This window comes from Nonlabens sp., from assembly GCF_965660805.1.
In the GTDB taxonomy this organism is placed as follows: Bacteria; Bacteroidota; Bacteroidia; order Flavobacteriales; family Flavobacteriaceae; genus Nonlabens.
The window spans coordinates 40,146-49,525 of the sequence record NZ_CBFIBE010000016.1; the positions used below are offsets into that span (position 1 = coordinate 40,146).

11 protein-coding genes are annotated in these 9,380 nt (G+C 37.0%); 7 read left to right on the forward strand and 4 right to left on the reverse strand.

Annotated features, from left to right (window positions below; genetic code table 11):
- The first annotated feature begins 12 nt into the window (after nucleotides 1–12).
- Complete coding sequence (locus tag ACTF48_RS05885; RefSeq protein ID WP_438962219.1) at nucleotides 13–513, forward strand: hypothetical protein; 501 nt, start codon at nucleotides 13–15, stop codon at nucleotides 511–513.
- Here ACTF48_RS05885 and ACTF48_RS05890 read toward each other — a convergent pair.
- On the reverse strand, nucleotides 482–1,621 hold the full coding sequence (locus tag ACTF48_RS05890) for a glycosyltransferase family 2 protein (protein ID WP_438962220.1): 1,140 nt from the start codon (nucleotides 1,619–1,621) through the stop codon (nucleotides 482–484). The two genes, ACTF48_RS05885 and ACTF48_RS05890, sit on opposite strands and share 32 nt — an antisense overlap.
- Nucleotides 1,621–2,520, reverse strand: a complete 900-nt coding sequence (locus ACTF48_RS05895; RefSeq protein WP_438962221.1) for a lysylphosphatidylglycerol synthase domain-containing protein — start codon at nucleotides 2,518–2,520, stop codon at nucleotides 1,621–1,623. The genes ACTF48_RS05890 and ACTF48_RS05895 overlap by 1 nt, the downstream gene beginning before the upstream one ends.
- A 19-nt stretch (nucleotides 2,521–2,539) precedes the next feature.
- Between ACTF48_RS05895 and ruvC the strand changes: the two genes are divergently transcribed.
- The 5 genes from ruvC to ACTF48_RS05920 all read left to right on the forward strand — a co-directional run bounded on the left by ruvC (nucleotide 2,540) and on the right by ACTF48_RS05920 (nucleotide 6,492).
- Nucleotides 2,540–3,094 carry a crossover junction endodeoxyribonuclease RuvC gene (ruvC, locus tag ACTF48_RS05900; protein ID WP_438962222.1) on the forward strand — a complete coding sequence of 185 codons (555 nt, stop codon included), beginning with the start codon at nucleotides 2,540–2,542 and terminating at the stop codon, nucleotides 3,092–3,094.
- Between the two features lie 329 nt (nucleotides 3,095–3,423).
- Nucleotides 3,424–4,038, forward strand: a complete 615-nt coding sequence (locus ACTF48_RS05905; protein ID WP_438962223.1) for a TIGR04282 family arsenosugar biosynthesis glycosyltransferase — start codon at nucleotides 3,424–3,426, stop codon at nucleotides 4,036–4,038.
- Nucleotides 4,028–4,846, forward strand: coding sequence for a purine-nucleoside phosphorylase (locus tag ACTF48_RS05910; protein ID WP_438962224.1), 819 nt, complete (start codon nucleotides 4,028–4,030; stop codon nucleotides 4,844–4,846). The genes ACTF48_RS05905 and ACTF48_RS05910 overlap by 11 nt, the downstream gene beginning before the upstream one ends.
- Nucleotides 4,847–4,941: 95 nt before the next feature.
- Nucleotides 4,942–5,715 (forward strand): DUF547 domain-containing protein, encoded by a 774-nt coding sequence (locus tag ACTF48_RS05915; protein ID WP_438962225.1) that lies wholly within the window; start codon nucleotides 4,942–4,944, stop codon nucleotides 5,713–5,715.
- Between the two features lie 39 nt (nucleotides 5,716–5,754).
- Nucleotides 5,755–6,492 carry a TIGR04283 family arsenosugar biosynthesis glycosyltransferase gene (locus ACTF48_RS05920; RefSeq protein ID WP_438962226.1) on the forward strand — a complete coding sequence of 246 codons (738 nt, stop codon included), beginning with the start codon at nucleotides 5,755–5,757 and terminating at the stop codon, nucleotides 6,490–6,492.
- 2 nt (nucleotides 6,493–6,494) lie between these two features.
- Here ACTF48_RS05920 and ACTF48_RS05925 read toward each other — a convergent pair whose 3' ends face one another.
- Nucleotides 6,495–7,151: an HD domain-containing protein gene (locus ACTF48_RS05925; RefSeq protein WP_438962227.1), complete on the reverse strand. Its 657-nt coding sequence runs from the start codon at nucleotides 7,149–7,151 to the stop codon at nucleotides 6,495–6,497.
- A gap of 143 nt (nucleotides 7,152–7,294) precedes the next feature.
- On the opposite strand from ACTF48_RS05925, the gene ACTF48_RS05930 reads away from it, so the two are divergent.
- Nucleotides 7,295–7,474, forward strand: coding sequence for a DUF1731 domain-containing protein (locus ACTF48_RS05930; RefSeq protein WP_438962228.1), 180 nt, complete (start codon nucleotides 7,295–7,297; stop codon nucleotides 7,472–7,474).
- Here ACTF48_RS05930 and ACTF48_RS05935 read toward each other — a convergent pair.
- Nucleotides 7,467–9,125, reverse strand: coding sequence for a M1 family metallopeptidase (locus ACTF48_RS05935; protein WP_438962229.1), 1,659 nt, complete (start codon nucleotides 9,123–9,125; stop codon nucleotides 7,467–7,469). The genes ACTF48_RS05930 and ACTF48_RS05935 overlap by 8 nt on opposite strands.
- Nucleotides 9,126–9,380: the final 255 nt, after the last annotated feature.

Sequence of the window (9,380 nt, forward strand, 5' to 3'; positions counted from 1 at the left end):
ATTTTTACAGCCATGATGCGATTCACTATCTTACTGGTAATCATGCTATGTGCTACGGCAACTTCTTGTCTTACTCAAGAACAACAGGAGCAAGAAGCACAATCAAGAGCGCAACTCAGGCTGCAATCCATCGATTTCACTGCTCCTGATCAGTTGCCTTTATTTGAGGGCTGTGATGAATTAGAAAATGTAGAGATCTGTTTTTATAAAAAACTATATGAACAAGTGGAGCTGCGGTTAAATAATCATCATCTCCAGTTTGAAGTTACAAAAACAGACAGTCTTACCGCCATTATTAGAGTAGATAAAAACGGTTTTATTAAATATGATGGATTGAGCGGTCATACTTTTAGTGATAAAGATATCATGGTAGATTCTTTATTAAAAAATGAATTGCAAGATATGGATCAAATTAAGCCAGCTCTTAAACAAGGTGTTCCCGTAAACTCTGCATACCTGTTACCCGTAATCATTAAACCAGCTACAGCTCCACCTGCCGATTCTTCCAAGTAGTTGTTCCCAAACTTTTAAAAGCTATGATCACTACTAAAAACGGATAGATCATTAATTGAGGTAATAGAAATTCAGGCCATTGTTTGTTTAAGAAAAAACGATTTCCTAAAAAAATGACTATGGTATCTACTACTATTTTAATAGAAGCAAGGGCGATCCATTGAACACTGGTAAGTATATGAAAGGACCATAAGGCAGGAGTTAAAATAAAAAGCAAACTCATAAACAATACTTGAAAACTAACTAACTTGTTCAAACCACTTTTTGTAGCGCTTCCTTTTTGAGCCCAGCGCACCCGTTGCGAGATCATATCATGCCAATTATGCTTTGCGTGCGTTTTTATAATAGCATCTTCAGTTTTGAGATAGGAACATTTTAAAACATCTTCGGCAGTGAGTTTTTCTAATAGGAATATATCATCACCACTAGAAATATGATCGTTTCCATGGTATCCATGAACTTCGTTAAAAGCAGTTTTAGTAAAAGACATATTAGCTCCATTACACATAAACGGTTGTCTTATAGAAAAACTGCCCATGGTGGTCATTTGTAAAGCAACCATCTCGCTATGTTGCAGTTGGGCGATCAAGTTATTGCGAGCATATAAGGCTACTGGTCCTGCTACAAAATGCTGATCAGGTAAGAGTTTATAATGTTCATTAAAGGCTTGTAGCCATTTTTCAGGGAGCGTTACATCAGCATCTGTGCAAATGATGTGTTCGTGTTTTGCGAGTGCTACCGCTTGGGTGATACCATCTTTCTTAGGGCTTGAGGAAACGGGTTTGCGATTCAAGAGCTGTATGGTAATGTGATGATGTTTACTGGTAAAATCTTTCAAAATTTCCAAACTATCATCACGAGAACCATCGTTGATGAATAGGAATTCCACCTTTTTAAAATCGTATTTTAATTGAGTAATGGTATGAAGTAATCCTCTTAAATGCTCTGACTCATCCCGGTAATTAATTATAATACTGAAGCTATTATCTCTATCACTACTAGCAACACTGGCTCGATGTGGTCGTGCCTTATAGGTCCATCCTTCTAGTACTAATCCTAGAACGATAAATAAATAGCCTAATGATATGACTAGGATTAAAAACATCATTAGGTTTTGAGCTTTTTAAAAGGCAATAATACACAGCCTAGCAACGTGGGAAAAAGTGTGTTAGTAATCCAAATAATAGTGGTTGCCATTATAATAAACTCCGCTTGATAAGTACTACCATTAAAAATATAACTTGCTGCCGTCCATTTCACAGGAATATCTGCAATTTGAAACATAGGAACGGCCGACACAGCCAAATAGTTGACCGCAATTTTATCGAGCCAAAAGTGTAGAGCAAGATCACTTTTCAAATAGCTCAGCAGCAACAACCAGTTACCAGCAAAAAGAATATATCGTACCAGCGATAAACCTAGAGTTTTCCATAATACACCATGAGCAAGCTGGCTGATGTTCCATTTTTTCTGAATCCATAACAAACCTAAAATACCCAAGCAACCTAATAGAAACATTACAAATCCAAAGAAAAGAACTCCATCGATATCATTTTTGAGCAATATGCTTAATCCTATAAACCCTAGAATTACAGTCACAGTCATCTGGCATAAATTACCTATAAGAACCCGACTCAAAATTTCTTTATGTTGCTCTTTTTTGAAAAACAATGATTTGAAAACAAACTCACCAGCACGTAGCGGAGTAATAAAACTTGCCGCTTGAGCAGTGAGGCTTTGTGTTACGCTTTCGCGAAAGCGTATATCTTCAACATCACGTACTAACAATTGCCACTTTTTACTTTCCACCAGCCAGCTCGCTAGACTCAATAACAGTATGAGAGTTATGGTGTGAAAAGGAAGGTTTTTTAGAGATTCAAGCACGCTTTCTAATCGCAGCGGTCGTTCTTTCCACTGAAAATAGAGGTATAAAATACAAGCAACAAGCACCAAAATCTTAACAGATGGTGCGAGGAAATGCTTAGCTTTGTTCCACGTGCTGTTCATAGCCCGAAAAATACAACAATTGGTAACAGAAAAAATTATTCTCGGTATAGATCCAGGAACCGCCTTGATGGGATTTGGGGTTATAAAAGTAGTTGGGAATAAAATGAGTTTCCTGCAAATGAACGAGTTGGACCTGCGTAAATACACTGATCATTACGTAAAACTACGCAAGATTTTTGAACGCACTATTGAGCTTATTGATACTTTTAATCCCGATGAAATTGCTCTGGAAGCACCGTTTTTTGGTAAGAATGTACAATCCATGCTCAAGCTAGGTCGCGCACAAGGCGTTGCGATGGCAGCAGGATTATCACGGGATATTCCTGTAACAGAATATGCGCCACGTAAAATCAAGCAATCCATTACAGGTAAAGGAACGGCTAGTAAAGAACAAGTTGCTAAAATGCTACAAAGCTTACTAGGCTTTAAAGAAATGCCTAAAAATCTGGATATGACAGATGGTCTCGCTGCTGCAGTTTGCCACTTTTATAATAGTGGTAGGATAGAAGTAGGGAAAAGCTATACTGGCTGGGCAGCCTTTGTAAAACAGAATGAAAAACGAGTGAAGAAGTAGGCGGTTTTCAGTTTTTCAGTTGTCGGTTTCTCAAGTTACTAGTTCTTATTTTCGGTTATATGAATTTATTTTGTCGCCTGCGGCGTTCTTTCTATTTAACAGGATTAATTCCGCTTTTTTATTTTCGGTTATCATAGGAATTTTGATTTTACCAATTACCATTCACACTTCAATAAGCTCAGTGCAGCGCCCATAACTAATGTACTGACAACAGATGTACTGATAGCTGATTTACCGACAACTGATATACTCTCAATAGACAACTACCGATAACAATTTTAATCCTACCATAACACTCTTATCATATAAATTCCACATCTTTGAATTCTATGAGTAACTGTTTAATCATCTTTACACGCAATCCAGAATTAGGAAAAGGAAAACGACGTCTTGCTGCCACGGTAGGAGATCAGGTCGCTTTTGATATTTATAAGTTTTTGCTGGCTCATACGCGTGAAATCACACGAGATCTTAAGGCTGTAAAACAAGTTTGGTACAGTGAACGGTTGCATCTGGACGACGACTGGGATAACGCAATTTATGATAAACAGGTTCAGGCAGGTGATGATCTAGGAGAACGTATGAATTACGCTTTCGCGAAAGCGATGCAACAACACTCTAAAGTCATCATCATAGGAAGTGATTTACATGATTTAGAACAGCAAGATTTAGAAAAAGCATTTGAACTACTAGATCATCACGATGCGGTGATAGGACCAGCAACAGATGGTGGTTATTATTTACTAGGGTTTAAAAATCACGTACCACAAGAAGTGTTTCAAAATAAAATTTGGGGAACAGATACTGTATTAGAGAACACAATTAAAGATTTAGAAACGTTGAATTATGCAACACTTGCGCCTCGTAATGATGTAGATTATTATGAAGATATCAAGGATGTGCATGCATTTCAACCCTATTTAAAAGATATAAATGTTAAGTAAAAAACAATTACAGGATTCTATAGATTACTTAGTGAATCATGGATTTGAGAAACCAGAAGTAGGAATCGTTCTGGGAACTGGTTTAGGAAAATTAGTAGATCATATTGAGAACCAGATAGTAGCTCATTATAATAGCATACCATCGTTTCCACTGGCAACGGTAGAGTTCCATAGCGGTAAATTGATCTATGGTGATTTAGGTGGCAAAAAAGTAGTGGTGATGCAAGGTCGTTTTCATTTATATGAAGGTTATGATTTTCTAGATATTACCTATCCTATACGTGTGATGCATGGACTAGGAATTAAAAATTTACTAGTTTCTAATGCTGCTGGAGCGATTAATCTGGACATGAAAAAAGGTGATATGATGATCATAGATGATCATATCAATTTGCAAGGTGGCAGTCCGCTGGCGTTTAAAAACGTAGGCGAATTTGGTGAACGATTTACAGATATGAGTGCGCCTTATGATAAAGCAATGAATGAACAATTAGTAGCTATAGCCGCTGCTCATAATTATACGGTTCATACAGGTGTTTATGCCAGCGTCGTAGGACCACAACTAGAAACCAGAGCAGAATATCGCATGCTTAAAATTCTAGGGGCAGATGCTGTAGGAATGAGTACGGTACCAGAAATTATTGTGGCAAATCATTTGAATTTACCAGTATGTGCCGTTTCTGTCCTAACAGATGAATGTGATCCAGAACATCTAGAGCCTGTTAATATTGAAGAAATTATTGCCATCGCTGGTGAAGCAGAACCTAAAATGGTGCAATTATTTACCAGTTTGATTGAGCAATTGTAGACCACTGGGAATAATCGATGAGGGATCAGGAATTATGGTATGATGATGTGCTGTCGCTTGGCGTTACTTTTGAAGTAGAATTTAAAAATTAGAAGATGCGATTTACAGTGATTATGTTTTTAACGATGAGTTTTTTATTCACTGCCATGGGACAGAAACAGCATTTTTATACTAAGTATACTACACGAGCTGGTGATATAATTACTACCACATTAGATCATAATCTATGGGATCAGTTGTTAAAAAAATACGTAGACGAGAAAGGCAATGTCGATTATTATGATTTAAAAAAAGATAAAAAAAAATTAAAAGGATATTTGGGTTATTTATCTAGTAATGCTCCAGATCATTCCTTTTCTAGAAATGAAAAACTCGCTTATTATATCAATCTATATAATGCGGCAACGGTATATTTGATCATAGATAATGATATACCAGCTAGTATTAAGGATATTTCTGGACCTTTTGGTCAGGTATGGTTAAAGAAGTTTTTTACCATAGGTAATAAAAAATACAGTTTAAATAATGTGGAGAAAGGCGTGCTACTTAAAATGGGCGAACCACGAGTGCATTTTGCCATTAATTGTGCTAGCTACAGCTGTCCAAAACTTCAAAACACGGCATTCACCGCCCAAAATCTGGAACAATTGCTAGATAAAGGCGCACGTGAGTTTGTAAATTCTGATAAGAATGATTTAAGCGATTCAAGTAATCCTAAACTCAGTAAGATATTTGACTGGTATAAAAGTGACTTCACAGCGACTGGAAAATCACTAGTGGAATATATGAATCAGTATGCCAGCAATACAATAGCTACAGATGCTACTATTGATTACCTAGATTACAACTGGTCATTGAATAAGCAATAAGTTCCAAAACCGCAGCCACCTATTTCTCGTATATAACCTATGATCAGCATTATTATTCCTGTACTGAATGAAGAACGTACTATTTACGATCTATTAACTCATTTGGTTCATAAAGCGAGTAATCCAGATCAACTAGAGTTTATTGTAGTAGATGGTGCTAGTGTGGATGGTACCCGTGATGAGGTTTACGCTTTCGCGAAAGCGTACTCAAAAACAGCCATACAGTTGATAACCGCCACAAAAGGTCGCGGATCACAAATGCACGCAGGATCACAAATTGCCAAAGGCGAGATCCTTTATTTCTTACACGCAGATTCGTTCCCACCAAAAAACTACGATCAACACATCATCGATGCCGTGAAAAACGGAAATCCAGCTGGATGTTTCAGGATGCGATTTAAAAGTTGGAACTGGTGGTTGATCATCATAGGATGGTTTACCAGGTTTAGCTGGCGTGCCAGTCGTGGTGGTGATCAGTCACAATATATTACTAAAAAGTTGTATGAAGAAATAGGTGGCTATAATACCAGCATTCCTATCTATGAAGATTATGATTTAATTCATAGGTTGTACGATATTAAAACCTTTTATGTAATCCCTAAATGGCTTACAACCAGTGCAAGGCGTTATGAAGAAGTAGGAGTTTATAAGTTGCAGTGGTTTTACTTAAAGATTTACTGGAAGAAAAGAAATGGTGCTAGTATTGAGGAGATTTATCAGTATTATTTACAGTGGTGTGATACCAATCATAAGAATACAGTAAAATGTAAAGCTTAGGATTAAACTTCTCCATTCCATTCTGCATAAAATTGCTCGAGGAATTGCTCCATGTATTGATGACGCTGTTGTGCCAGTCGTTTTCCTGTTTGAGTCTTCATTAAATTTTTAAGCAACAGTAACTTTTCATAAAAGTGATTCACCGTAGGGTTGTCGCCTTTTTTATATTCGCATTTACTCATGTTGAGTTTTGGTGCGATGTCTGGATCGTATAATTTATTGCCTTTAAAACCACCATAATTAAACGTGCGTGCGATTCCTATGGCTCCTATGGCGTCTAGTCGATCTGCATCTTGTACGATAGCTAATTCTTTGCTGGTATAGGTAGCTTCTTGATGTCCACCTTTAAAAGAAATGTGTTTGATAATTTGAGTGACTTCATGAATCGTGTTTTCATCCACCTGTTGATCTTCCAGAAATTCACGAGCCACTTTAGGACCTATGGATTCATCACCATTGTGGAATTTAGAGTCTGCAATGTCGTGGAGTAGTGCACCTAGTTCTATGATCAGTAGATCTGCGTTTTGCTCGCTGGAAGCGATCAGTTGTGCATTTTTCCATACTCGTTCTATGTGAAACCAGTCGTGTCCACCTTCGGCATTTGAGAGTGTTTCCTTGACAAATTTGATGGTAGATGTGATGAGTTGGGAATGGTTCATTGGGTAAAGATAGGCAGGCTTTTTAATTCCGCTTTCGCGAAAGTAAAATTAAAAATTAACAGATTTTGATTTAGACTCGTACAAAGAAAATATGCTTGATAAAAAATCGATTTGCGATCAATTATAGGAAACAGTTAGTGGTTATGAATACAGTTTTTGGGATTCCACAACCCGTATGGCTGTTAGAGCTAGGCGCTATGATTATAGGAACTGAAACCGAATTACTGTTGAAAAGTAGGAACGTCTATCCACAACGATTATTAGATATTGGATTCAGTTTTGAGTATGAGAATTTAGAAGCGTGTTTAAACGAGCTTATTTAATCGTATAACCTACATAATAATTCATGTCAGTTGTGATTATAGATTTTTTAGATGGTAATCTTATGGATTGTTTTTTATGAGATGGTTGTAATAAAACTCTTTTTCCATCGACGGTAATACGTATAGGTAAATTAAAATCAGCAACTGTGTTTTTCCAGTAGTAGGTAAGACTCCTTCTCTTTTGACCTAAAACTAATTCAGGAATACGGACATCACGTAGGTATTGATTAAAAAATCCAGTCAGGTCTACACCTATTGCTTTAGATAGAAAACTTTCAATCTCCTGTGTAGTAACCGTTTTATGATAAAAGGTTTTATTCATATCCCTTAAAATATCACGCCATTTTTCATCATCATTCACGACTTGCCTTAAGGTGTGAATCATATTTGCACCTTTATAATACATATCGCCACTACCTTCATGATTTACATCATAGTGTCCTATTAGCGGTCTGTCATTCAGGATGCTACGACGAGTGCCTATCACATACTCATTTGCTGCTGTAGTGCCATAATGATAGTCTAGAAATAAGCTTTCGCTATAAGCGGTAAAACTCTCATGGATCCACATATCTGCAATATCTTTATTAGTGATACTATTTGCAAACCACTCGTGGCCAGCTTCATGAATGATGATAAAATCAAATTTCATTCCCCAACCAGTACCCGATAAATCACTACCTAAATATCCATTAACATAACGATTTCCGTAGGTGACACTGCTTTGATGTTCCATACCTAAGTAAGGTGCTTCAACCAGTTTAAAACTATCTTCATAAAATGGATATGGACCAAACCAGTGTTCAAAAGCCTTCATCATTTTAGGCGCGTCTTTAAAATGATTTTTGGCCTTTTCAAGATTGTAATCTAGTACGTAATAATCCATATCTAATGGACCTTTTTCTCCATCATAAACTTCAGAAAAATGAGCATAATGGCCTATGTTGATGTTGACGCCGTAATTGTTAATAGGATTCATTACTTCCCATGTGTAAGTTGTTGTTGCGTCTTCTAACTTTTCAGTACCAATTAACCTTCCATTAGAAACATTCATTAAATCATCAGGTACATTTACAGCGATAGTCATTCCGTCTTCTGGTTCATCATACATATGATCTTTACATGGCCACCATACACTAGCGCCTAGGCCTTGGTTAGAAGTCGCTATAAATGGTCTTCCTTGAGCATCTTTTTTCCATGAAAAACCACCATCCCATGGAGCACGTTTTGCTGGCTTGGGATTTCCTTCAAATTCAATAGTGATGGAATCTTGAGTGCCTTTTTGTGGTGTTTCACTTAAAGTGATGTAATACACATTACCATCGCGTTCAAAATCTAAAGCACCATTTCCATCAGTTACTCTAGTAATCTTCATAGGTTCTTGAAGATCTATTTGCATGCGTTGCTGGGATTCTAAAACCGAGTATGTAATCGTGTTCGTTCCTTGAATAAATTTGTTATCGATATCCACGGCAACAAATAAATCATAACGTTCTAGATTCCACCACGCGCGCTCTGGTGTGATGGATCCACGCAGTGAGTCTTGCTTTGTGAATTGTTTTTTATTCTGGAGTAGTTGTGCACTTGTATATTCACTTATACCTAGGATCGTGAAAAACACACAAAAGAGTCTTATCGTTATCAATTTCATTATTTTTTATTTCATGCTCGCAGACTGTGTTCTGTTACTCTGAATTTAATGGGTTGCCTCACAGCTTTTTTGCTATCATGCTCGCAGACTGAAGTCTGCTACTATGAATTTAATAGGTCGCCTATCGGCGATCTTTTTATTTAGTGGAATAAATTCCACTTTTTTCTTGGAGATGATTGTCAGAATTTCGATTTTCCTCATTCCTCATTCCTCATTCCTCATTCCTCATTCCTCATTCCTCATTCCTCATTCCTC

What these genes read in the sequence shown, in the direction of transcription:
- ACTF48_RS05885 (WP_438962219.1), top strand. Translation starts at nt 13, where the DNA reads ATGATGCGATTCACTATCTTACTGGTAATCATGCTATGTGCTACGGCA.
- ACTF48_RS05890 (WP_438962220.1), bottom strand. Translation starts at nt 1,621, where the DNA reads ATGATGTTTTTAATCCTAGTCATATCATTAGGCTATTTATTTATCGTT.
- ACTF48_RS05895 (WP_438962221.1), bottom strand. Translation starts at nt 2,520, where the DNA reads ATGAACAGCACGTGGAACAAAGCTAAGCATTTCCTCGCACCATCTGTT.
- ACTF48_RS05905 (WP_438962223.1), top strand. Translation starts at nt 3,424, where the DNA reads ATGAGTAACTGTTTAATCATCTTTACACGCAATCCAGAATTAGGAAAA.
- ACTF48_RS05910 (WP_438962224.1), top strand. Translation starts at nt 4,028, where the DNA reads ATGTTAAGTAAAAAACAATTACAGGATTCTATAGATTACTTAGTGAAT.
- ACTF48_RS05915 (WP_438962225.1), top strand. Translation starts at nt 4,942, where the DNA reads ATGCGATTTACAGTGATTATGTTTTTAACGATGAGTTTTTTATTCACT.
- ACTF48_RS05920 (WP_438962226.1), top strand. Translation starts at nt 5,755, where the DNA reads ATGATCAGCATTATTATTCCTGTACTGAATGAAGAACGTACTATTTAC.
- ACTF48_RS05925 (WP_438962227.1), bottom strand. Translation starts at nt 7,151, where the DNA reads ATGAACCATTCCCAACTCATCACATCTACCATCAAATTTGTCAAGGAA.
- ACTF48_RS05930 (WP_438962228.1), top strand. Translation starts at nt 7,295, where the DNA reads ATGAATACAGTTTTTGGGATTCCACAACCCGTATGGCTGTTAGAGCTA.
- ACTF48_RS05935 (WP_438962229.1), bottom strand. Translation starts at nt 9,125, where the DNA reads ATGAAATTGATAACGATAAGACTCTTTTGTGTGTTTTTCACGATCCTA.